The following is a 23,139-nucleotide window of genomic DNA, read 5'->3' on the forward strand; positions in this document are numbered from 1 at the left end:
TGCTAATCGAAAACTTCTTCGAAAAACTATTCTGCGCACCAGGGGCAGCGCCGGATGTGCTACTGGCGGTCGTAAGCGGCGGCGAGCAACTGCACGGCCTCGGCGAAACTCGCGCCCTGGGCCTTGGCGGCCGCGGCGAACTCGGCGGCGGCGGCGGACAGCGAGCTCCAGGCGGCATCGCGGGCACAGACAACGGTGCCGTTCCGGCCCCGCGTCACCACGACGCCGGCAGCCTCGAGTTCCTTGTACGCCCGCGCCACAGTGTGGGGTGCCACACCCAGTTCGCCGGCGAGGCTCCGCACGGCCGGAAGCCTCGTGCCCGGTGCGAGCGTGCCGTTGTCTGCGCGTTCAATGACGTACAGCCGGAGCTGTTCGAAGAGCGGCACGGAGCTGGCAGGGTTGGTCCGCCACGAACCGGGGAAACGCTCCCCCGCGGTGTCCGTGGAGCTCACTGTTCCGCCTCCCGGACGGCCGGGACCTGTTCGCGACCGGCGAACTGTGCCTCGTACAAATCCTTGTAGAGCCCGCGCCTGGCCATCAGCTGCTGATGCGTCCCGTGTTCAACGATTCGTCCGTGGTCCATGACGAGAATTAGATCAGCGTCCCGGACCGTGGACAAACGGTGCGCGATCACGAAGCTCGTGTGACCTTGCCGCAGCCGCTCCATGGCATGCCGGATCTGCACCTCGGTACGGCTGTCAACCGAACTCGTCGCCTCGTCCAGCACCAGGATGCTGCGCCCCGCGACCTGCGCCCGCGCGATCGAGACTAGCTGGCGCTGGCCGCGGCTCAGGGAGTCGCCGTCGTTGCCGAGCATCGTGGCGTAGCCGGCCGGAAGGGACCTGACGAACTGGTCCACGTGGCTGGCGCGGGCAGCGGCCACGATCTCGGCGTCGGTGGCACCGGGCCGGCCGTATTCGATGTTCTCCCGGATGCTGCCCGTGAACAGCCACGCATCCTGCAGAACGGTGCCGAAGGCGCTCCGCAGCTCGTCGCGCGGGATGGTGGCGATGTCGGTCGAGTCCACCAGGATCCGCCCGGAGTCGAGTTCATAGAAGCGCATCAGGAGGTTTACCACGGTGGTCTTGCCGGCCCCGGTGTGTCCCACGATTGCCACGGTCTGTCCCGGCTCCACCGTGAAAGAGAGGTCCTTCACCACTGGGGTGCCGGGGCTGTAACTGAAGCTGACGTCCTCGAACGTCACCCGGCCCGCCACCGCGCCCCAATTCAGTGGGGCCTGGGACGTGCCCGGGGCGCGGGACTTGCGTCCGTTGGAGGCTTTGCGCGGGACGTGGAGTTTTCGCGGGGAGCCGCCGCGATGAAGCTTGCCGGCGCCATTGGCCGAAACGGCAGGCACCGCACTGTCCGGCGGGATCTCCGGAGCGTCCAGCAGCTCAAACACGCGCTCCGCCGAGGCCAGGCAGGACTGCATGAGAGTCAGCATTCCGCCGATCTGGCCCACGGGCTGGCTGAAGAGGCGGGAGAACTGGAAGAAAGCCTGGATGCCTCCGATGGTCATCGCCCCCGCGGTAACCTGGAGCGCCCCCACAACAGCCACCGCAATGTAGTTGAGGTTGGCGACAAACATCAACAGCGGCTGCACGATGCCGGACAAATACTGGGCGCGGGTGCTCGATCGTGTGAGCTTGTCGTTGTACTCCCGGAAGCTCACCGCCGATGCCTCCTGCCGGCCGAAAGCCTTGACCACTTCGTGGCCGGTGAAGAACTCTTCGAGTTGGGCGTGCAGTGCCCCAGTACTGCTCCACTGCTCCTTGAAATGCGCCTGGGAGTGCCGGGCCACGAGCACCGTGATGGCCGTGGACACCGGCACCGACAGGACAGCGATCAGTGCCAGCAGCGGCGAGAGCCACAGCATCATGGCGAGTGCGGCGGAGAGCATGAGGAGGGACATGATCAGCTGGTTCAGGAGCTGGTTGAGGGCCTGGGAGATATTGTCGACGTCGTTCGTCGCGCGGCTGAGCACGTCGCCGCGGCGCTGCTCCTCGAAATGGCTGGACGGCAGCACGTGGAGTTTTTGTTCCACGGAACCGCGGAGCCCGTAGCTGAGGCGCTGCACAGCTGTGGCGGCCAGACTGCCCTGGATCCAGCTGAACAGCGAAGCCCCAACATACATGGCGGAAACCGCCAGCAGCCGCTCGGCCAACTCTTGCTCGTCGAGGGAGCCGCCCATGAAGCCCGCGACGACGACGTCGGTGGCGTCGCCCAGGACCTTCGGAGCCGCCACATTGAGTGTCACGAACGCACAGGTGGCGGCGATGACACCGGCCATACGCCATTTCAGCGGCAGGAGCAGGCCAAGCAGCCGGCCGGCGATCTGCCATTTGATGCGCTCCGGGACGCCGGGCCCCGCAGTGGTCCCGGCGCGATGTGCCCGCCCGCGGCTCACGGGGTTTCCTCCAGCACCAGCTGGGAATCGGCAATTTCCTGGTAGCTGGGCGAGGACTCCATGAGTTCGCTGTGCGTACCCTGCGCGACGACGCGGCCGTCCTCCAGCACGAGGATCAGTCCGGCGTCCACGATTGTTGACACCCGTTCGGCCACGATCAGCACGGTTGCCGAGCGCAGCAGGGGCTCGATGGCCGCGCGGAGCCTGACGTCGGTCCCGTAGTCCAGGGCCGAGAAGCTGTCGTCGAACAAATAGACGGGGGCATTCTTGAGCAGTGCCCGCGCGATGCACAGGCGCTGCCGTTCGCCGCCGGAGAAGTTGGTGCCGCCCTGGCTCACGGGCGCTTCGAGTCCTAGCGGCAGGGCCCGGACAAAGTCGGCGGCCTGGGCGGCCTCGAGCGCCTGCCACAATTCGGGCTCGTCCGCGGCGGCTGAGCCGAACCGGAGGTTTTCCGCGACCGTGCCCGTGAAGAGATAGGACTGCTGCGGGACCATTGCGATGAGGTCCCGCAGGACGTCCAGCGGCATGGCCCGCACGTTATGCCCGCCAATGCTGATCCCGCCGGCGGTCGTGTCGAGGAAGCGGGGAAGCAGGTTCAGGAGCGTCGTCTTACCGCTGCCGGTCGCGCCGATGATCGCCGTCGTGGTCCCGGTCCGGGCGGTGAACGAGACGCCGTCCAGCACAGGCGCTTCGGCGCCGGGATAGGCGAAGGACACGTTCCGGAATTCGACGGTGCTGCCGGTGTGCGCCGTCTTGCCGGCAAGGACGGTGCCGGCAATGGCGGTCCCGGTGGGGGACGTCTTGCCGGGAGGGGCGGTGCCGGCGGAAGTGGCCGGATCCGCGATGGCCGGTTCCGTGTCCAGGACTTCGCGGATCCGCTCCGCGCACGCCGCCGCCCTGGGGGCGGTCATGAACACGTACATTGCCATCATGATGGCAATCAGGATCTGCAGGATGTAGGCGATGAACGCCGTTAGCGCCCCCAGCCGCATTTCGCCGGAGTCGATCCGGTGGCCGCCAAACCACACCACGAACACGGAAGACAGGTTGACCACGAACATGATCATCGGCATCATCGCGGCGACCAGGAGGGCGGACTGCAGGTTGTTCCGGGTGAGGTCCTTATTGGCTTCATCGAAGCGGCGGATTTCGTGGTCCTGCCGGACGAAGCCGCGGATGACATTCGCGCCGATGATCTGCTCACGCAGCACCCGGCCGATCCGGTCCAGGAGCCCCTGGCCCTGGCGGTACAGGGGAATCAAGCGGCGCACGATCACGGTCATGATCACCGTGAGGACCGGGATCACCACGACCACGATCCAGGACAGCACAACGTCCTGGTGCACGGCCAGCACGATGCCGCCGATGAAGATCGCGGGGGCCGCAATCAGCATGATGAAAATCAAGATGGCGAGGTTTTGGATCTGGGCGACGTCGTTGGTGGCCCGGGTGACGAGGCTGGGCGCACCGAACGCGCTGACCTCCTGGGAGGAGAAGGACTGCACTTTCGCGAAGAGTTCCTGACGCAGCTGCCGGCCAATCTCCATGGCGACGACGGCGCCCAGATACCCGGCCGCGATGGCCGTGACCACCTGAACGGCGGCGATTCCGGCCATCCAGCTGCCGAGATAGAGGATTTCCCCTTTGTCCCCGCCGATGATGCCGTCGTCGATGATCGCGGCGTTCAGGGTGGGCAGGAGCAGGTTGGCAGTGGCTTGCACGAGCTGCAGCACAACGATGGCCAGCACGCTCCCCTTATGCGCGGACAGCAGCCGCGACATCAGGCCTATAAGCACCGAACCTCCATTACTAGCCCAGGGCCCGGTATGGAATCAGCCTAACGGCCGCCCCCATACCGCCACGTCATTGTAAGCCCCATTCCGGAGTGCTTCGTGTCATCCGGCAGACACGCCCGCTCACCCGGTTTTTTGCGCCACCGCAAAGGTGCGGCGGAACGGGAAAACGGTCCCGTGCCGGCCCGCGGGATACGCGTCGTCCAGCCGCGCCGAATATTCGGCCTCGAACTCCCTGGCCTCGTCCTCGGGGAGGGCCGCGAGGACCGGCCTGAGTCCAGTGCCGCGGACCCACTCCAAAACAGGGTGGGCGCCCGGGAGCAGCTGAAGATAGGTGGTCTCCCAGGCGTCGGCGGCGCAACCGGCGTCGAGCATGATCTCCAGGTATTCCGCGGCCTCCCCCACCACGTCCTCGTGGCGCAGAACCCCGGCGAGCCGCCCCGCCCAGGCCGGGGACTCGGCGAGTTCCCGCATCAGGGTGTGGGACGGGGCGTTGAAGTTCCCCGGCACCTGAAGCGCGAACCAGGCGCCAGGTTTGAGGGCATCGAGCCACTCGGGCAGCATTTTCCGGTGGCCGGGCACCCACTGCAGGGCGGCGTTGGTGACCACCACATCGGTGTCTCCGGACGGCAGCCAGTGTGCGATGTCGGACAGCTCGTAGGAAAGATTGGCTGCCGCGGCTGCGTAGTCCTTTGAGGTGGCCAGCATTTCCGGCGAAGAATCCAGGCCCACCACCTGGGCGCCCGGCCACCGGTCCGCGAGCGTCGCGGTCAGGTTGCCGGGACCGCAGCCGAGGTCCACGACGTGCCGCGGGGCTTCGGCATGAATCCGCCCCGTCAGGTCAAAAAATGGCCTGTCCCGGTAATCCCCGAACTGCACATATTTCTCGGGATCCCACTTCATGGCGCCTCCAGTTCCCGGCAAAGTCGTCCTAACCGAAGCCTAGCCCCGCCCCTTGGGCCAGCCAAGGAGGCACTTATTCGCTGCGTGCGGCGCAGGGCCCGCGCCGGTGCCGCGGGCACTGCGCGGGCACTAAGCTGGACAGCAATGAAACTCGTTGATCAGCTCCCCACCCCGGCCGCCCGAGTCCCCGGCAGGACGGCCCTGGACCCGGACGAGCTCTACACCCGGTTCGTCGAGTGGACCGAGACCCGCGGCCTTGCCCTCTACACCGCCCAGGACGAGGCCGTCATGGAGCTGGCCGCCGGCTCCAACGTCATCCTGGCCACGCCGACCGGATCCGGGAAATCCCTTGTGGCCATCGCCGCGCATTTCCAGGCCATGGCCCGCGGGCAGCGCAGCTACTACACCGCCCCGATCAAGGCCCTTGTTTCGGAGAAGTTCTTCGCCCTCTGCGAGATCTTCGGGGCCGACAACGTGGGTATGATCACCGGCGACTCCGGCGTCAACCAGGACGCCCCGATCATCTGCTGCACTGCCGAAATTCTGGCCAACATCGCCCTGCGTGAAGGTGCGGCGGCCCAACTTGGCGCCGTCATCATGGACGAGTTCCACTTCTACTCGGACCCGCAGCGCGGCTGGGCGTGGCAGGTGCCGCTGCTCGAACTGCCCCAGGCGCAGTTCCTGCTGATGTCGGCGACCCTCGGCGACGTCAGCCGTTTCGAGGACGGCCTCCGCGAACTGACGGGACGAGCGACGACGACCGTCAGTTCCGCGGAACGTCCCATTCCGCTGCACTACTACTTCGAGCAGACCCCGGTCCACGAGACCCTTGAGGAGCTGCTCGCCACCAAGCAGGTCCCGGTCTACGTGGTCCACTTCAGCCAGGTCGAAGCGATTGACCGGGCCCAGAACCTGATGAGCATCAACGTCTGCACCCGCGAGGAAAAAGACAAGATTGCCGAGCTCATCGCCGGGTTCCGCTTCGCCGCGGGCTTCGGCAAGACCCTCAACCGGCTGGTCCGGCACGGCATCGGCGTCCACCACGCCGGCATGCTTCCGAAGTACCGCCGGCTGGTCGAACAGCTTGCCCAGGCCGGGCTGCTGAAGGTCATCTGCGGCACGGATACCCTCGGGGTGGGCATCAACGTGCCCATCCGCACCGTGCTGCTCACGGCCCTGAGCAAGTACGACGGCGTCCGCACCCGGCTGTTGAACTCCCGCGAATTCCACCAGATCGCGGGGCGCGCCGGACGCGCCGGCTATGACACTGCCGGAACCGTGGTGGTCCAGGCCCCGGAGCACGTGACCGAGAACGTGAAGGCGATGGCCAAGGCCACGGCCAAGTTCGGCGACGACCAGAAGAAGCTGCGCCAGGTAGTCAAGAAGAAGCCCCCGGAGGGTTTCGTGTCCTGGGGTGAACCGACCTACAAGCGGCTGGTCGAGTCTGTTCCGGATCCCCTCACGTCGAGTTTCACCGTGACGCACGCGATGCTGATGAACCTCATGGAACGCCCCGGCGACCCGTTCCAGGCCGCCCGCCGCCTGCTCACCGAAAACCACGAGACCCGCCCGGCGCAGCTGCGGCTCATGAAGAAGGCACTGGGAATCTACCGCGAACTGCTCGCTGCCGGCGTCGTGGAGCGGATCCCGCCGGAAGAGCAGGGTGCGGACGGCCGCACGGTCCGGCTCACGGTCCACCTGCAGGCCAACTTTGCCCTCAACCAGCCTCTGTCTCCCTTCGCCCTCGCCGCGCTGGAGCTGCTGGACCCGGAGTCGCCGTCGTACGCCCTGGACGTTGTGTCCGTGATCGAGGCGACCCTGGAGAAGCCGCGCCAGATCCTGACGGCACAGCAGAAGAAGGCGCGTGGCGAAGCCATCGCGGCGATGAAGGCCGACGGCATCGAGTACGACCAGAGGATGGCGATGCTCGAGGAGGTCACCTACCCGCAGCCGCTCGCGGAGATCCTCGGCGAGGCCTTCGATGTCTACCGCAAGGCCGCGCCCTGGGTCGGCGACTTTGAGCTCGCGCCCAAGTCCGTGGTCCGGGACATGTACGAGCGCGCCATGAACTTCGGCGAATTCGTCCAGTTCTACGGCCTGGCCCGCTCGGAGGGGATCGTGCTGCGCTACCTCGCCGACGGCTTCAAGGCGCTCCGCCAGACCGTCCCGCAGGATGCGCTCCGGGAGGACCTCGAGGACCTCATCGCCTGGCTGGGCGAACTGGTCCGCCAGGTGGACTCCAGCCTGCTCGACGAATGGGAAGAACTGACGTCCGGCGCTGCGCCCACACCGCACGACGCTCCCCCGCCCCCGCCGCCGTCGCTGACCTCCAACATCCGGGCCTTCCGGGTGATGGTGCGCAACGAGATGTTCCGCCGCGTGGAGCTGTTCGCCGATGAGGCCGCCACCGCCTTGGGCGAGCTCGACGCCGGTTCCGGCTGGGACGCGGAGCGCTGGGAGGATGCCCTGGATGACTATTTCGACGAACACAACGACATCGGCACCGGCCCGGACGCCCGCGGCCCCGGGCTGCTGATCATCACCGAGGAACCCGGCGCGTGGAAGGTCCGGCAGATCTTCGATGACCCGGCACGCCACCACGACTGGGGCATCTCCGCCGAGGTGGATCTGGCGGCTTCGGATGAGTCCGGGACCGCCGTCGTCCGCGTCACGGACGTCAACCGGCTCTAGCCGGCGGCGCCGGCCCGGGACCGCGGACCGGCACACGGCGCCGGCGGGCGCCGGCCCGGGGACGGTGCGCGCCGCGGGTAAACTCGAATAATGAGTGTAATCCGCCCTGCCGCACCGCATGACGTCCCTGCCATCCTGCAGATGATCCACGACCTCGCCCTCTACGAGAAGGAACCGGACGCCGTCCGGAATACCCCCGAGCTGCTCACCGAGGTCCTCTTCGGCGAAAATCCGAGGGTCTTCGCCACCATGGCGGAGAACGCGTCCGGCGAGGTGCGTGGCTTCGCCCTCTGGTTCCTGAACTACTCCACGTGGGAAGGCGTCCACGGGATCTACCTGGAGGACCTCTACGTCAGGCCGGAGGCCCGCGGCGAGGGCCACGGCAAAGCACTCCTGCAGCACCTGGCCGCGACCGCCGTCGACCGCGGCTACGCGCGCGTCGAATGGAGCGTGCTGGACTGGAACGAGCCCTCCATCAACTTCTACAAGAAGCTTGGCGCCGCACCGATGGAGGAATGGTCCACCTTCCGCCTCACCGGAGATGCGCTGGCGGCTTTCGGCGCCCCCCGCCTAGTTTCCGGCACACTTACCGGGGCAGATCCTGGTGCAGGCGCCCTCGCCGGTTCCCCCGCCGACTCCCGCGGGGCGGCCACCCGTGGCTGATCTTCCGCTGACGGGGCTCATGGGAGCCTCTCTCCTGGAGTCTGCATCTACCGTCCGGCACAGCGTCCGGGCACGCCACACCTTCCGTGGAATGCGGACCACTGAACACTACTTCCAAGTCCCCCTGGACCACTTCAGCGAGGCGGGACGGCGCGGCGAGACCATCTCGGTGTTCGCCCGCGAGTACGTGTCCACGGAACACAGCGAGGAAGACGCCGCCGAGCTCCCCTGGCTGCTCTTCCTGCAGGGCGGTCCCGGCGGGCGCGGCAACCGGTTCCCGTCCCTGGGCGGCTGGAGCAAGGCCGCCGCGAGGGACTTCCGGATCCTCATGCTGGACCAGCGCGGCACCGGCCTGTCCTCGGCCGTGGACCGCAACACACTTCCGCTGCGCGGCACCGACGCGGACCAGGCCCGCTACCTGACGCACTTCCGCGCCGACTCGATCGTCGCCGACGCCGAGGCCATCCGGGCGGCCCTCGGCTCCGCCCCCTGGACCATCTACGGCCAGAGCTACGGCGGTTTCTGCGCACTCAGCTACCTTTCCTTCGCGCCCGAAGGTCTGCGCGAGGTGCTCGTGACGGGCGGACTGGCCCCGCTGGGCGGTTCCGCGGACCGGGTGTACAGGGCTACATTTCAGCGGGTCGCGGCCCGGAACGCCGAATACTTTGACTGGTACCCCGAGGACCGGGCCACGATCACCCGGATCGCCTGGCACCTCCGGGACACGGAGGAGTTCCTGCCCGACGGCGGCCGGCTCACCGTGGAACGGTTCCAGATGGTGGGCTCGTTCCTGGGCGGCAATACCCGGGTGGACGCGCTGCACCACCTCCTCGAAGACGCCTTCGTGGCCACACCCGACGGCGACCGCCTCTCGGACGCCTTCCTGGAACAGGTCCGGGGAATCGTCTCAAGGGCCGCCAACCCCTTGTACGCGCTGATGCACGAGTCCATATACGGCCAGGCCGGGGCCACCAGCTGGGCCGCCTGGCGCGTGCTGGAGGAATTCCCGGAGTTCCGCCCCGACGCCGGTGAGCCGCTCCTGACCGGGGAAATGGTGTACCCGTGGTACTTCGAGCAGGACCCGGCCCTGCGCCCGCTGCAGGACGTGGCCCGGCTCCTCGCCGAAAAGGACGACTGGGCGCCGCTCTATGATCCGGAGAGGCTGGCGCTGAATTCCGTGCCCGTCGCCGCGGCCGTCTACACCGACGACATCTACGTGGACCGTGAGCTCTCCCTGGAAACAGCAGCCGCCGTCCGGGGCCTGCAGGTGTGGGAGTCCGACGAGTTCCACCACGACGGCATCGCGGACGACGGCGAGGCGATCTTCGGGCGCCTGCTGGGAATGGCCCGTTCCGCCCGCCGCTGACCTGGCACCGGCTCCACTGATGGCCCGCCGGCGCAAACCCAAATAAGAACGGCGCCGGACCTGTGAGGGTCCAGCGCCGTTCTGCTGCCCGCTGCCGGTAAACCGGCGGTGCGGAGCTAGTCGACGTCGCTCAGGCTCTTGCGGGAGTCCTCTTCCAGCCGGGCGTCCAGCTTCGACTTGGACGCCTTGGAGCTGACCAGGCTGGCGACCACCGCGATGACGATGGTTCCGATGATCACTCCGAGCGAGACGTACGTGGGGATCTCCGGTGCCCATTCAATGTGCTGGCCGCCGTTGATGAAGGGCAGCTCGTTGACGTGCATGGCGTGCAGGACCAGCTTGACGCCGATGAACGCCAGGATCACGGAGAGCGCGTGCTTGAGGTAAATGAGCCGGTTCATCAGGCCGCCGAGCAGGAAGTACAGCTGGCGCAGCCCCATCAGGGCGAAAATGTTCGCGGTGAAGACGATGAAGGCGCTCTGGGTGAGGCCGAAGATGGCCGGAATGGAGTCGACGGCGAAGAGCAGGTCCGTCATGCCGATGGTCACAAAGACGATCAGCATCGGGGTGAAGACCTTCTTGCCATCGACAACGGTGCGGAGCTTGCCGCCGTCGAACTTCTCGGACATCGGCAGGACCCTGCGGATCCGGGCGATCAGCGGGTTTTCCTTGTCTTCCTCGTCCTCGCCCTCGTCCTGCGCCTGCTTCCAGGCGGTCCAGAGCAGGAAGGCACCGAAGATATAGAAGACCCAGCTGAACTGCTCGATCACGATCGCGCCGAGCATGATGAATATGCCGCGGAGGATGAGGGCGATGATGATGCCCACCATGAGCACTTCCTGCTGGTATTTTCGCGGTACCGAGAAGCGCGCCATGATGATGATGAAGACGAACAGGTTGTCGATGCTCAGGCTGTATTCCGTCACCCAGCCGGCGATGAACTGGCCGCCGAATTCCGGGCCGGTGAAGGCGAACATGGCGCCGGCGAAGACCAGGGCCAGGGCCACGTAGAACGCAACCCACAACCCGGCTTCTTTCATGGACGGCTCATGCGGGCGTTTGAGGACCATCAGCAGGTCGATGGCAAGGATGACGCCGAGGGCGACAAACGAGCCGATCTCAAACCACAGGGGAAGCTCGGGCACGGGGAAATACCTTTCGTAGGGTACAGCTCAGCGGTGTAAGTCTCTCCGACCGCTGGCGCATGACGCTGCCTGGCTGCCCGCTACGCCCGGCGCGGCATCGTAGCCGTGCGTGTTGACGATCGTAGCGCTTGGGATACTCCCCTACGTTTGTCCGAGTTTACCCTAGGCGTGCCCCGCGGATTGCATTTGACGCAGCTCCTTCTTCAATTCCCCCACCTCGTCGCGGAGCCGGGCGGCGAGTTCGAACTGCAGCTCCCCGGCTGCGGCGTGCATCTGTTCGGTCAGCTGCTCGATCAGGCCAACGAGGTCCTCCGCCGGTGCGGCCGCGAGCCCGTCCGCGCGGATGTGCGCGGCGCCCTTGCCCTTGCCTCGGTTCTTGCCGGCCGCGGCCAGCAGCTCGCGGGTGTCGGCATCTTCCTTGGCCAGCTGGTCGGTGATGTCCGCGATCTTCTTCCGCAGCGGCTGGGGATCGATCCCCTTCTCCGTGTTGTAGGCAACCTGGATGGCGCGGCGGCGGTTCGTCTCGTCGATGGCGTGGGCCATCGAGTCGGTGATCCGGTCCGCGTACATGTGCACCTGGCCGGACACGTTGCGGGCGGCTCGCCCGATGGTCTGGATCAGGGACGTCGAGGAGCGCAGGAAGCCTTCCTTGTCCGCGTCCAGGATGCTGACCAGCGACACCTCCGGGAGGTCGAGGCCTTCGCGGAGCAGGTTGATGCCGACGAGGACGTCGAAGACACCCATCCGCAGTTCGCGCAGGAGTTCGACGCGGCGCAGGGTGTCGACGTCGGAGTGCAGATATTCGACCTTTACACCATGGCCCAGCAGGTAGTCCGTGAGGTCCTCGGCCATCCGCTTGGTCAAGGTGGTGACCAGGACCCGCTCGTTCTTCGCGGTACGGGTCCGGATTTCGCCCAGCAGGTCATCGATCTGCCCCTTCGTGGGCTTGACGACGACCTCCGGGTCGATCAGGCCGGTGGGGCGGATGATCTGCTGGACGGAGCCGTCGGACTTGCCGAGCTCGTATTTGCCCGGGGTGGCGGAGAGGTAGACGGTCTGGCCCACGCGGTCCTGGAACTCGTCCCACTTGAGCGGGCGGTTGTCCATCGCCGAGGGCAGCCTGAAGCCGTGGTCCACGAGGTTCCGTTTGCGGGACATGTCGCCCTCGTACATGGCGCCGATCTGCGGGACGGTGACGTGGGATTCATCGATCACCAGGAGGAAATCGTCCGGGAAGTAGTCGATGAGGCAGTGCGGCGCGGTCCCGCGGGCACGGCCGTCAATGTGCGAGGAATAGTTCTCGATGCCGTTGCAGAACCCCATCTGCTGCATCATTTCCAGGTCATAGGTGGTGCGCATCCGGAGCCGTTGGGCCTCGACCAGCTTGTTCTGGCTTTCCAGCACCGCGAGACGCTCGGCCAGTTCGTCTTCGATTCTCTTGATCGCCCGGCCCATCCGTTCCGGACCGGCGACGTAGTGCGAGGCGGGGAAGACGTACATTTCGGTCTCGTCCCGGAGCACTTCGCCGGTCAACGGGTGAAGGGTCTGGATGTTCTCGATCTCGTCCCCGAAGAACTCGATCCGGATCGCCAGCTCCTCGTACATCGGGATGATTTCCACGGTGTCGCCGCGCACACGGAACGTGCCGCGGTGGAAGTCCATGTCGTTGCGGGTGTACTGCATGGAAACGAACTTCCGGAGCAGGTCGTCGCGGTTCATCTCCGCTCCCCTGCGGAGGGTCACCATGCCGGCGATGTATTCTTCCGGGGTGCCCAGGCCGTAGATGCAGGAGACGGTGGCCACCACAATCACGTCGCGGCGGGTCAGCAGCGCGTTGGTGGCGGAGTGCCGGAGCCGTTCGACTTCCTCGTTGACGGAGGAGTCCTTCTCGATGAAGGTGTCCGTCTGGGCGACGTAGGCCTCGGGCTGGTAGTAGTCGTAGTAGGAGACGAAGTACTCCACCGCGTTGTTCGGCAGCAGTTCCCGGAATTCGTTGGCCAGCTGCGCGGCGAGGGTCTTGTTCTGCACCATCACCAGGGTGGGGCGCTGGACCTGCTCGATCAGCCAGGCCGTCGTCGCGCTCTTGCCGGTGCCGGTGGCGCCGAGCAGCACGACGTCTTTTTCGCCGTTCTTGATGCGCTCGGTCAGTTCGGCGATGGCGGCCGGCTGGTCACCCGCCGGCTGGAACTCGCTGATGACCTCGAAGGGCGCCACGACGCGGTTGATTTCCTGGGCAAGACTCATGTACCTAATCTACCGCCGGGCTGCGACAGGATGTCCTGATTCAGCTTTGGGCAGTTCCTGGGCCGACCGCGCTGGCGGAGCCTGAGGCAGGGGCGGCGGCGCCGCTGACGGTGCCGCTAGCGCCGTCGTCCGCACCGCCGTCGTCCGCCCGCTCAGCGTCAGAGTACGACGGCGCCTGCCATCCCGTGCGCCGCACCCACGCTTCCATCCGGGGCGCAGCGTAGTCGGTGAACCAGCCCTCTTTATCGGCGGCATAGCCGGCGGTGGACTTGTCTGTCTCATGCAGCCCGGCCACCCGCTTCTTTTCCGCGACATAGTCCGCCCGGGCCTCGGGATCGGCGCGGAGCCAGTCGCGGAAGCACAGGGCATACCGCCAGCCCGGGGAACCTGCCGCGCGGAGGTGAAGATTCACCGGCCGGCCTGGATCGGCGTTGCCGTGCAGCCGCTTGCCCCAGTCGGCGGGGTCCGGGTGAGTGGGCTTGGGGTTGTCGGCAATGATGCCGGGCCAGCGCGGGAATCCCGCGTCGGCCAGCAGCGGAGCGATCCGGTCCGCGGCGTCGAGGTCGCGGACGCTCAGCTGGAGGTCGATCACATCTTTGGCGTCAAGGTCCGGGACGGCCGTGGACCCGATGTGGTCCACGGCCAGGACGTCCTGCGGAACCGCGGCGTGCAAACGGGCAATCAGCCGGCCGGCCTGGGCCGCCCAGGCCGGATCGGCGGTGGAGAGGACCGGCCCTTCCGTCCGCGGTGCAATCCGCTGTTCCTTGAGGTTCAGCGCGAACGGCGTCAGCCGCTCCTCCCACAGCGCGTCCACGGCGCGCCGGAGTTGTTCCGGGGTGCCCGCGTTCTCGAGCACGACGTCCGCCGCCGCCAGCCTGTTCTCGCGGCTCGCCTGGGCGCTCATGCGGGCGTGCGCCTTCTCGACGCTCATGTTGCGGTGTTCGGTCATGCGTTGGATCCGGACGCCATCCGGGGCATCCACCACGACCACCAGGTGGAAGTTCTTCCCTTGTCCGGTTTCGACCAGCAGCGGGATGTCCTGGACCACGACGGCGCCGGCCGGGGCGGCGGCAACAATCGCTGCGGCGCCCTCCCGCACCAAGGGGTGGATGATCCCGTTGAGCACGGCCAGGCGCTCAGGGTCGCCGAAGACCATGGCACCGAGCCGGGCCCGGTCCAGCCGGCCGTCCGACGTCAGGATGGCGGCACCGAAGGCCTCGACCACCCTCGCCAGCCCTGGCGTTCCTGGTTCCACGACCTCCCTGGCCAGCGCGTCGGCGTCGACAAGCACTGCTCCCAGTTCGCGCAGGCGCGACGCAACCATTGACTTCCCCGAAGCGATCCCGCCGGTCAACCCGATCTTCAACACCTCACCAGACTAAACTGAACCGGTGGCAGATGCGGCGGAAACCCCCGAGAGCAGGACGGCCCTCTACACCACCCTCGCCGCGGGGACCGAATTCCGCCACGAAATCGAGGTCAAGCGGTCCCGGTTCATCACCGTCCTGGCCCGAACGGCGGACGAGGACGCCGCCCGGGCCGCCCTGGGCCGCCTGCGCCGGGAATTCCATGACGCCCGGCATCACTGCTTCGCCTTCGTGCTCGGCCCCGACCGGGACGTGCAGAGGTCCAACGACGACGGCGAGCCGTCCGGCACGGCGGGCCTCCCCATGCTTGAGGCGCTGCTGAAGCGGGAGACCGCGCCCGGCGTCGCCGATCTCAGCGACGTCGCCGCGATCGTGGTGCGCTATTTCGGCGGAATTCTCCTGGGCGCCGGCGGCCTGGTGCGTGCCTATTCGGAATCTGTGTCCGGGGCGCTGGAGCTCGCGCCCCTCGTGCGGCGCCGCCGGCTGCGAATCTGCTCGGTGCCAGTGCAGCACGCCGTGGCCGGGCGGCTCGAGAACGATCTGCGCGCCGCGGGGTATGTCATGGCTGACACCCGTTACGAGGCGCAGACTACTGTTCTGAGGCTGGCGCTCCCGGATGATCCGGAAGAGCTGGCCCGGGCCGCGGACCGCGTGGCCGCCATGTCAGCCGGCAGCGCATCGCTGTTGCCCGGAGAAACGGAGTGGATCGATGTCCCCATCAGCTGAGCCCGTGCCCGCGGTCGCGCTTCTTGACGTCAGCGAGGCCGTGCTCGCACAGCTCCTGGAACTTGCGCTCCGGGACGCCGACGCCGACGAGGTCACCCCGCCGCTGGGGACGGCCGCCGGCTGGAACACCGATCGGATCAGCTGGTTCCGCGAATTCCACCGCGCCTCCGCCGCCGGCCTGGACGGTCCCGCGGGGCAGAAGAGCTGGGCCATCAGCTGCGACGGGCAACTGGCAGGGTCCATCCGGCTCAGGCGGACCGACACGGGGCCTACTGAGGCTGCTGATGGCGGGGCTGGGGCTGGCGATGCCGGGGCTGGCGATGGCGGGGCTGGCGGTGGTGATGCTGATGCCGGGGCTGGCGGTTGGGCGCTGGAAACCGGAATCTGGCTCGCCCGGAGCTTCCGCGGCCGGGGGGTGGGCCGCGAGGCGCTCCGCCAGGTGAAGGCCCGCGCCCCGTCGGCCGGCGCAGCCGTCCTGGTGGCCGAGACGACGGCAGGAAACGTGGGTGCCCTCGCATTGCTGAAATCCGCGGGCGCCGAACTCGAGACCGGCGCTGCCTCGGAGACAGAGACGGTGCCCGTCAGAGGCAAGATCCCGCTGCACTGACGCCACTCGCGTCCGGGGCCGGACTCCGCTCCCGCCACTGGACATGCCCTTCCGCAGCCAACCCACTTCGCATCAGGACTGGACATGCCCTCCGGTGGGCTTGAGCAATGCGCCCAATCCCCCTAGGCCCATCCAACGCACCCAGCAATGGACACGCCCTCCGTCGGGCGATCCTTAGACGGTCCGTCTGGGCCCAAACGAAGAATACGCCTCTTACCTGGAAGTCCAGGGGCCAAGGCCACGGATGGGCATGTCCGGTGACAGGGCATGGCGCGGGCCTCCCAGCACGGGACATGTCCCGCGCTCGGGGCCAGGACTGGGCATAATCCATACATGCCCACGGGCGGGCCCCAAAAATGGGCATGTCCCCCGAGCGCGGGTTTCAAAAATGGGCATGTCCGGTGGTGCGGGCGGCCGCGGGGCATGGCGCGGGCCTCCCAACACGGAACGTGTCCCGCGCTCGGGGCCAGGACTGGGCATAATCCATACATGCCCACGGGCGGGCCCCAAAAATGGGCATGTCCCCCCGGGGCACAAAGACCCGGGGCACAAAGACCCGGGGCACAAAGAAAGGTGGCCGCCCCCGAGGGGACGGCCACCTTTCCTGTACTTCTTAGCTACCGCACCGTGACGGTGCGGCTTCAAGCCACAAACTGCCTGGCCTCAGGGAGCGGACTCCATGAGGAACACGGGCAATTAGTTGCCGGTCAGCTTCTCGCGCAGAGCGGCAAGAGCCTCGTCCGAAGCAAGCGTGCCTGCACCGGTCTCGGTTGCAGCCGGCTCGGAGGAGTAGCTGGTGGTGCCGGAGTCGCTCTCGCCGGACGTTGCAGCTGCAGCGTCGTCGGCAGCGTGCTGGGCAACCTGCTTCTTGTGTGCTTCCCAGCGGGTCTGGGCGTCAGCGTACTGCTGCTCCCAGGCTGCGCGCTGGTTCTCGTAGCCTTCAAGCCACTCGTTGGACTCCGGGTCGAAGCCCTCCGGGTACTTGTAGTTGCCCTCTTCGTCGTACTCGGCGGCCATGCCGTAGAGTGCCGGATCGAATTCGGTGCTGTCGGCGTCGACGCCCTCGTTGGCCTGCTTGAGGGAGAGCGAGATGCGGCGGCGCTCGAGGTCGATGTCGATGACCTTGACGAACAGCTCGTCACCAACGGAGACAACCTGCTCGGCCAGCTCAACGTGGCGCACGGCGAGCTCGGAGATGTGGACCAGGCCTTCGATGCCGTCTTCAACGCGAACGAACGCGCCGAACGGAACCAGCTTGGTGACCTTACCCGGAACAACCTGGCCGAGGGCGTGGGTGCGGGCGAAGGTCTGCCACGGATCTTCCTGCGTAGCCTTGAGCGACAGGGAGACGCGCTCGCGGTCCAGGTCGACCTCGAGAACCTCGACGGTGACTTCCTGGCCAACTTCGACAACCTCGGACGGGTGGTCGATGTGCTTCCAGGACAGCTCGGAAACGTGAACCAGGCCGTCTACGCCGCCCAGGTCCACGAAGGCACCGAAGTTGACGATGGAGGAAACGACGCCGGGACGAACCTGGCCCTTTTCCAGCTTGTTGAGGAACGTGGAGCGGACCTCGGACTGGGTCTGCTCGAGCCATGCACGGCGGGAAAGAACAACGTTGTTGCGGTTCTTGTCCAGCTCGATGATCTTGGCTTCGATCTGCTGACCGATGTACGGAGCGAGGTCGCGCACACGGCGCATCTCGACGAGGGATGCGGGCAGGAAGCCGCGCAGACCGATGTCGAGGATAAGACCACCCTTGACAACCTCGATGACGGTACCGGTGACAACACCGTCTTCTTCCTTGACCTTCTCGATGTCGCCCCAGGCACGCTCGTACTGAGCACGCTTCTTGGAGAGGATCAGGCGGCCTTCTTTGTCTTCCTTGGTGAGCACCAGGGCTTCGACCTGATCGCCAACGGAGACGACGTCTCCGGGGTCAACGTCGTGCTTGATGGAAAGCTCGCGGGAGGGAATGACACCTTCGGTCTTGTAACCGATGTCGAGCAGGACTTCGTCGCGGTCGACCTTGACGACGGTACCTTCGACGAGGTCTCCGTCGTTGAAGTACTTGATGGTGGCGTCGACAGCTGCGAGGAAGTCCTCAGCGGTACCGATGTCGTTAATGGCGACTACGGGGGTACCGGGCTTCTCGGTGGAGGTGATGGTCATGTAGTAGGGGCTCCGTTGTGGATAGTTAGTCGGTCAGGCAAACCGCTTCGCCGGCATTATGGAATGCAGGCCAAGAACACGGCTTCTCAACATGTGATCCGCCGGGTCATCCTGATTTTGTGGATTGTAGATGCGCGCACGTAGTGCACGCCCGTTTAGTCTAGTCGTTTACGCGAACGCGGGTCAAAGCGCGCGGGACCGCTCGCGCCCCGACCGCCGCAGCCGTCCGTGCAGTCCTCAGTGCAGTTCTCAGGCCGCGGTCAGTCCCACCTGCAGTGCCGCCGCCGGCGCAGCCGGAACCGGGCCGGCGGCCTAGAAGTGCGTGAGGCAGTGCGGTGAGCGTTCGACGGCGAACATGAGCCGCGCTGTCAGCGCCGCCCCGGCCGCGTGCTCGGCGATCCGGCCGGCGGCTTTCAGGGTCACGGGACAGACGGCGCCCAGATAAATGGAGCCGAGATCCGCGACATCCAGCGTCAGGTCCGGCTCAGCCTCCGGGGCCGACGTCACTGTGGCCTCTCCCCCGCTGACTGTGAGGGCGAACGTGCCGGCCGCGAAGCCGAGACTGTCGCGGACGGCGAGGACCAGGGTCCCATCGGCCGAGTAGCGCCGGGCCCCCAGCACCCGGGCCGGGTCCAGGATACGCAGCCACAGCATGTCCCGGTGGTCAGAGGACTCGACGCAGCGCGGGTCCTCCAGCGCCCAGGTCAGGGGGTCGTCCACCGGCGCATCCTGCCAGCTGATCCGGTCCACGAGGTCGATGCTGCCCAGGAACTGCCACAGTTCCAGGTACGCGGCGTCAGTCGCCGCGACGAGGTCCACGATCTCCATGGTGTACGGCTTGGTGTCCCACCCGGCGAATTTGTAGGCGACGTACCCGTCCACGGTACCCGCGGCGTCGTAGTGCAGGGCGCACCGGATGGCCTCGTCCTCGCTGCCGTCGCGGCCGAGCATGCCCGCGGACCGCAGCCGGTACGCCTCCTGCCGCGAGATCGATCCGGGCATGGCACCGTGGACCCGGCCGAAAACTTCGGGGGCCAGTTCCAGCAGGACCTTGCGGTCGGCGATCTCCACGGAGCCGACAGGCACATGGTGCAGGCGGAAGCGCGGTCCGGTGTCGACCTTCACGCTGCGTTCGAAGGTGGCCACACCGTAGCCGAACCGGCCGTAGATCGAGGCCTCCGAGGCAGTCAGTGCCGCCAGTGCGACGCCGTCCGCCTTCGCCGCGGCGAGGTCCTCGGTCATCATCCGCCGGAGCAGTCCCTGCCGGCGGTGGGTCCCGCGCACCGTGACGGCCGTGACGAGGTGGGCTTCCAGCTGCCGGCCGTAGCCGATGTTCAGGTCCTTGCGCAGGGTCGCGAAAGTCGCCACCGGGACGTCGGGCGCCAGCGAGTGGGCCGCGACGCCGTCGGCCTGGTAGACGCCGGTCATCTCACGGTTGTCCACGAGATACATGGCCATGATTTTGTCCATGAAGTCCTCTTTGCGCGGCTCGTCATAGAAGCCGATCCCGACTCCCCGCAGCCAGGCGGTGCCCTGCGCGTAGTCCGCCGAGTCTTTCGCGACCGCGCGGAACCGCCTGAGCTCGTACTTATCTGCCATGTGCTTCTCCCCCTGAGAATCTCGGGCCCCGGCAACGCCGGAACAAAACCTGCCGGAACCGGTAAACCGTTAGTGCCCGGCCTCGTACCAGCTGGAACCGATGCCGATCTGGACGTCCAGCGGAACGCTGAGGTCCGCGGCCGAGCCCATTTGCTCGGTCACGAGCTTCTCGACGGCTTCGCGCTCGCCCGCGGCGACTTCGAGGACCAGTTCATCATGGACCTGCAGCAGCATGCGCGATTTCAGGCCCTGCGCCGCCAGTTCGGCATGCACGCCCAGCATGGCGCGCTTGATGATGTCAGCCGCCGATCCCTGAATTGGAGAGTTCAGCGCGATGCGCTCCGCGTTCTCGCGCAGCTGGCGGTCGGTGCTGGTGAGGTCCGGGAGGTAACGCCGGCGCCCCTCGATGGTGGCCGTGTAACCGTCGATCCGGGCCTGGTCCACCACGCCGCGGAGGTAGTCGCGGACGGCACCGAACCGGTCGAAGTAGTCCTTCATGAGGGTCCGCGCCTCGTCAACGGAGATCTCCAGCTGCTTGGACAGGCCGAACGAGGTCAGGCCGTACGCGAGGCCATAGGACATCGCCTTGACCTTGGAACGCATGGCACTGGTCACCTGGTCTGTGGGCACATGGAAGATGTTGGAGCCCACGAACCGGTGCAGGTCTTCGCCATCCTTGTACGCCTGGATCAGGCCTGCGTCCCCCGAGAGGTGGGCCATGATGCGCATTTCGATCTGCGAGTAATCCGCGGAAAGCAGGCACTCATAGCCGTCGCTGACCACAAAGATGCCGCGGACGCGCCGGCCTTCCTCGCTGCGGATGGGGATGTTCTGCAGGTTGGGGTTATTGGAGGAGATCCGGCCCGTGGCTGCGACGTTCTGCGCGTAGGTGGTGTGGATCCGGCCGTCTTCCGTGACGGACTTCTTCAGCGACTCCAGCATCTGGCGCAGCTTCGAGGACTCGCGGTGCGCCATCAGCTGGACCAGGAATTCGTGCCCGGTCTTTTCCAGCAGGTTCTTGAGCGACGCGGCGTCGGTGGTGTAGCCGGACTTGATTTTCTTGGTTTTCGGCAACTGGAGTTCGTCGAACAGCACGGTCTGGAGCTGCTTCGGCGACCCAAGGTTGACCTCGTGGCCGATCGCGGCGAAGGCCAGCTCCTGGGCGTTGTCGATCACCTTGGCCAGGTCCGACAGCTGCTCGTCCATGCGCGGCATATCGATGGCGATTCCCGCGAGTTCCATGTCGGCGAGCACGCGGCTGACGGGCAGTTCAAGGGTGGTCAGCAGGTCCTGGGCTTTGCGTTCTTTCAGTTCGGATTCGAAGAAGCGGCTCAGGGCCTGGACGACGGCGGCCACGTGGACCAGTGCACCGGCGGCGGCTGCGTCGTCGCCGTCGAACGCCAGCTCAAGCTGGCCCTCCTTGGCGGCCTCGGTGGAAACCGCAATGTTGAGGTGATGCTGCGCCAGCTCCGCGAGCTCATAGCTGCGGCGGTCGGGCTGGATGAGGTAGCCGGAGATGGAGGTGTCATCCACCACTCCCTCCAGTTCCAAACCGCGGGCGGTCAGTGCCTTCAGGGCAGCCTTGAACCCATGCACCACCTTCGGCGATTCGGCATCACGCAGCCACGCGGCCAGGACGTTTTCGGCAGCAGCGTCCTGGCTGGCCAGGTCGATGTAAACGGCGGCGCCGTCGCGGACGATTGCCACCGCGGCGGCGTCCTCGCCGATCCGGCCGGGCACAACATCGACGGCCACTGCGGAGCGCTTGCCGGCACCGGCCGCGAGGAAGGCGCCGAGCTCGGCCGCGTCCGACGGGATCACGAAGTCCGGGATGTCGAGGCTTTCCCTCTCGGCTTCGGTAACTTCACTGCCGTAGAGGGCAAAGAGCCGGGTGCGGATGGTCTTGAATTCGAGGGCGTCGAAGAGTTCCTCGAGGGCGGCCTGGTCCGGCCGCGGGTCCGCGAGCTCGTCCAGCGTGACGGGCAGGTCGAGATCGGTGTGAAGCCTGTTGAGCCGACGGTTGCGCTTGACGTCCTCGACATATTCGCGGAGGGCATCGCCCACCTTCCCGCCGATCGCGTCGAGGTTCTCCAGGACGCCCTCAAGGCCGCCGTAGAGGTTGATCCATTTGGCTGCCGTTTTGGGGCCGACGCCAGGAACGCCCGGGAGGTTGTCCGCGGTCTCCCCCACCAGGGCGGCGAGGTCCGAATACTGGGCGGGGCTGACGAAATACTTCTCGTGGATCGCGTCCGCGTCCATCCGGGGAATGTCGCTGACGCCTTTCCTGGGGTACAGCACGAACACGTTGTCTGTGATGAGCTGAAAGGCATCGCGGTCGCCTGAGACCAGCAGCACCTCGTAACCCGCCTTTTCCCCCATGGCGGCGAGAGTGGCCAGGATGTCGTCAGCTTCCCAGCCGGGCATCTTGATGGTCTTGATGCCCCACGCACCCATGACCTTGTCGATGAGGTCGATCTGGCCGCTCATTTCCCGCGGGGTCTCATTGCGGCCGCCCTTGTACTCGCTGTACTCGGCCTTGCGGTGGGTCGTGTCGTCGGAGACGTCGAAGGCCACGGCCACGTGGGTGGGCTTTTGCTCCTTGATCAGGTTGATCAGCATGGATGTGAAGCCGTGGACGGCGTTCGTGTGCTGGCCCGTGGCGGTGGAGAACTTGTCCGCGGGCAGGGCGAAGAACGCCCGGAACGCCATGGAGTGACCATCGAGCACAAGTAGTCGCGGCTGGTCCGTGATGGGAATCACGGGGGCCTCGGTGGCGGAAACCGACCCCGCGGCCCGGGTGGATTTTCCGGCGGGCTTGCCCGCAAGCGCTGATTCTGGCTCAGGTGCCGGGAGGAGGTCTGCTGCGGTGTCTGCAGAAAGGGGGGCTGCCGAATGGGGGGCTGCCGAATGGGGGGCAAGGGCCGGTTTGGTAGTTTCGCTCACAGGTGCCAGCCTAGTTCCCATGATGGACAATTTCACGCCCGGCCCCTACGCGGCCGAGCTCGCGGCGGCCGGGGTTCCCGAAGAGATGCACGATTGGCTGGGCCAGTACGGCGTCGGAGCCCTCGTGGTGAAGATGGGGATCCGCTTCCTTGAAATGAGTCCGGAGCGCACCGTGGCCACCATGCCGGTGGAGGGAAACACGCAGGTGGCCGGCATCCTGCACGGTGGGGCCCACGTGGTCCTGGCCGAAACCCTCGGTTCGTTCGCCGCGGGCATGCACGCCGGTCCCAACCGGCAGGCGCTGGGAATCGAGGTCGGGGCGACGCACCACCGGGCGATCGCCGAGGGCACCGTCACCGGCACCTGCACGGCCATCCACCTCGGAAGGACCCTCGCCACCCACGAGATCGTGATGACCGACGAGCACGGCCGGCGGCTCTCCACCGCCCGGATCACAAACCTTATCCGCGATATCGCGCGCTAGGAGACCGCACCGCTGGGGTGCCGGATCCG

Annotated in this window: 16 protein-coding genes; 6 read left to right on the forward strand and 10 right to left on the reverse strand. The window is 66.7% G+C overall.

The genetic code is table 11. The features are described 5' to 3' along the window. Positions 1 to 59 precede the first annotated feature (59 nt). The 4 genes from MRBLAR12_RS02580 to MRBLAR12_RS02595 form a co-directional block, all read right to left on the reverse strand. Positions 60 to 452: a GntR family transcriptional regulator gene (locus MRBLAR12_RS02580; RefSeq protein WP_229996135.1), complete on the reverse strand. Its 393-nt coding sequence runs from the start codon at positions 450 to 452 to the stop codon at positions 60 to 62. Beyond that, a complete protein-coding gene (locus tag MRBLAR12_RS02585) occupies positions 449 to 2,290 on the reverse strand; it encodes an ABC transporter ATP-binding protein (protein WP_364743748.1) in 1,842 nt (613 codons plus the stop codon). The genes MRBLAR12_RS02580 and MRBLAR12_RS02585 overlap by 4 nt, the downstream gene beginning before the upstream one ends. A gap of 113 nt (positions 2,291 to 2,403) precedes the next feature. After that, positions 2,404 to 4,188, reverse strand: a complete 1,785-nt coding sequence (locus MRBLAR12_RS02590) for an ABC transporter ATP-binding protein (protein WP_229996137.1) — start codon at positions 4,186 to 4,188, stop codon at positions 2,404 to 2,406. A gap of 135 nt (positions 4,189 to 4,323) precedes the next feature. Next, positions 4,324 to 5,103, reverse strand: coding sequence for a trans-aconitate 2-methyltransferase (locus MRBLAR12_RS02595; RefSeq protein ID WP_364743309.1), 780 nt, complete (start codon positions 5,101 to 5,103; stop codon positions 4,324 to 4,326). 144 nt (positions 5,104 to 5,247) lie between these two features. On the opposite strand from MRBLAR12_RS02595, the gene MRBLAR12_RS02600 reads away from it, so the two are divergent. The 3 genes from MRBLAR12_RS02600 (at position 5,248) to MRBLAR12_RS02610 (ending at position 9,823) form a co-directional block, all read left to right on the forward strand. Then, the gene (locus MRBLAR12_RS02600; protein ID WP_364743312.1) at positions 5,248 to 7,794 is read left to right on the forward strand and encodes a DEAD/DEAH box helicase; all 2,547 of its coding nucleotides are present in this window, start codon (positions 5,248 to 5,250) and stop codon (positions 7,792 to 7,794) included. A 90-nt stretch (positions 7,795 to 7,884) separates the two neighbouring features. Next, the gene (locus tag MRBLAR12_RS02605) at positions 7,885 to 8,457 is read left to right on the forward strand and encodes a GNAT family N-acetyltransferase (protein ID WP_364743315.1); all 573 of its coding nucleotides are present in this window, start codon (positions 7,885 to 7,887) and stop codon (positions 8,455 to 8,457) included. Positions 8,458 to 8,476: 19 nt separating this feature from the next. Further along, entirely contained in the window at positions 8,477 to 9,823 is a 1,347-nt protein-coding gene (locus MRBLAR12_RS02610; protein ID WP_364743751.1) for an alpha/beta fold hydrolase, read from the forward strand. A 116-nt stretch (positions 9,824 to 9,939) separates the two neighbouring features. On the opposite strand, the gene MRBLAR12_RS02615 is transcribed toward MRBLAR12_RS02610, so the two are convergent. From MRBLAR12_RS02615 to coaE, 3 genes are all read right to left on the reverse strand, one after another. Further along, positions 9,940 to 10,968 carry a TerC family protein gene (locus tag MRBLAR12_RS02615; RefSeq protein WP_229995867.1) on the reverse strand — a complete coding sequence of 343 codons (1,029 nt, stop codon included), beginning with the start codon at positions 10,966 to 10,968 and terminating at the stop codon, positions 9,940 to 9,942. 162 nt (positions 10,969 to 11,130) lie between these two features. Next, entirely contained in the window at positions 11,131 to 13,212 is a 2,082-nt protein-coding gene (gene uvrB / locus MRBLAR12_RS02620; RefSeq protein WP_364743318.1) for an excinuclease ABC subunit UvrB, read from the reverse strand. Between the two features lie 40 nt (positions 13,213 to 13,252). Next, complete coding sequence (coaE, locus tag MRBLAR12_RS02625) at positions 13,253 to 14,581, reverse strand: dephospho-CoA kinase (RefSeq protein ID WP_364743321.1); 1,329 nt, start codon at positions 14,579 to 14,581, stop codon at positions 13,253 to 13,255. 22 nt (positions 14,582 to 14,603) lie between these two features. Here coaE and MRBLAR12_RS02630 point away from each other — a divergent pair, with 22 nt between their 5' ends. Further along, complete coding sequence (locus tag MRBLAR12_RS02630) at positions 14,604 to 15,305, forward strand: IMPACT family protein (RefSeq protein WP_364743323.1); 702 nt, start codon at positions 14,604 to 14,606, stop codon at positions 15,303 to 15,305. Next, complete coding sequence (locus MRBLAR12_RS02635) at positions 15,289 to 15,912, forward strand: GNAT family N-acetyltransferase (protein ID WP_364743326.1); 624 nt, start codon at positions 15,289 to 15,291, stop codon at positions 15,910 to 15,912. The genes MRBLAR12_RS02630 and MRBLAR12_RS02635 overlap by 17 nt, the downstream gene beginning before the upstream one ends. 696 nt (positions 15,913 to 16,608) lie before the next feature. Here MRBLAR12_RS02635 and rpsA read toward each other — a convergent pair. The 3 genes from rpsA to polA form a co-directional block, all read right to left on the reverse strand. After that, positions 16,609 to 18,084 (reverse strand): 30S ribosomal protein S1, encoded by a 1,476-nt coding sequence (gene rpsA / locus MRBLAR12_RS02640; protein WP_026537355.1) that lies wholly within the window; start codon positions 18,082 to 18,084, stop codon positions 16,609 to 16,611. Between the two features lie 312 nt (positions 18,085 to 18,396). Then, positions 18,397 to 19,683, reverse strand: a complete 1,287-nt coding sequence (locus MRBLAR12_RS02645) for a GNAT family N-acetyltransferase (protein ID WP_229996036.1) — start codon at positions 19,681 to 19,683, stop codon at positions 18,397 to 18,399. 69 nt (positions 19,684 to 19,752) lie between these two features. Next, positions 19,753 to 22,647 (reverse strand): DNA polymerase I, encoded by a 2,895-nt coding sequence (polA, locus tag MRBLAR12_RS02650; RefSeq protein ID WP_364743329.1) that lies wholly within the window; start codon positions 22,645 to 22,647, stop codon positions 19,753 to 19,755. On the opposite strand from polA, the gene MRBLAR12_RS02655 reads away from it, so the two are divergent. After that, positions 22,646 to 23,110: a hotdog fold thioesterase gene (locus MRBLAR12_RS02655; RefSeq protein WP_229992202.1), complete on the forward strand. Its 465-nt coding sequence runs from the start codon at positions 22,646 to 22,648 to the stop codon at positions 23,108 to 23,110. The two genes, polA and MRBLAR12_RS02655, sit on opposite strands and share 2 nt — an antisense overlap. Positions 23,111 to 23,139: the final 29 nt, after the last annotated feature.

It is taken from the genome of Arthrobacter sp. LAR12-1-1.1 (genome assembly GCF_040676555.1).
Lineage (GTDB): Bacteria > Actinomycetota > Actinomycetes > Actinomycetales > Micrococcaceae > Arthrobacter.

Excerpts from the sequence above, each read along its gene's own strand:
- MRBLAR12_RS02585 (WP_364743748.1), bottom strand. The coding sequence starts at position 2,290 with ATGGCCGGTGTCATCGCCGCCACCTGTGCGTTCGTGACACTCAATGTG.
- MRBLAR12_RS02590 (WP_229996137.1), bottom strand. The coding sequence starts at position 4,188 with ATGTCGCGGCTGCTGTCCGCGCATAAGGGGAGCGTGCTGGCCATCGTT.
- MRBLAR12_RS02595 (WP_364743309.1), bottom strand. The coding sequence starts at position 5,103 with ATGAAGTGGGATCCCGAGAAATATGTGCAGTTCGGGGATTACCGGGAC.
- MRBLAR12_RS02600 (WP_364743312.1), top strand. The coding sequence starts at position 5,248 with ATGAAACTCGTTGATCAGCTCCCCACCCCGGCCGCCCGAGTCCCCGGC.
- MRBLAR12_RS02605 (WP_364743315.1), top strand. The coding sequence starts at position 7,885 with ATGAGTGTAATCCGCCCTGCCGCACCGCATGACGTCCCTGCCATCCTG.
- MRBLAR12_RS02610 (WP_364743751.1), top strand. The coding sequence starts at position 8,477 with ATGGGAGCCTCTCTCCTGGAGTCTGCATCTACCGTCCGGCACAGCGTC.
- uvrB (WP_364743318.1), bottom strand. The coding sequence starts at position 13,212 with ATGAGTCTTGCCCAGGAAATCAACCGCGTCGTGGCGCCCTTCGAGGTC.
- MRBLAR12_RS02635 (WP_364743326.1), top strand. The coding sequence starts at position 15,289 with ATGTCCCCATCAGCTGAGCCCGTGCCCGCGGTCGCGCTTCTTGACGTC.
- rpsA (WP_026537355.1), bottom strand. The coding sequence starts at position 18,084 with ATGACCATCACCTCCACCGAGAAGCCCGGTACCCCCGTAGTCGCCATT.
- MRBLAR12_RS02645 (WP_229996036.1), bottom strand. The coding sequence starts at position 19,683 with ATGGCAGATAAGTACGAGCTCAGGCGGTTCCGCGCGGTCGCGAAAGAC.
- MRBLAR12_RS02655 (WP_229992202.1), top strand. The coding sequence starts at position 22,646 with ATGATGGACAATTTCACGCCCGGCCCCTACGCGGCCGAGCTCGCGGCG.
- polA (WP_364743329.1), bottom strand. The coding sequence starts at position 22,647 with ATGGGAACTAGGCTGGCACCTGTGAGCGAAACTACCAAACCGGCCCTT.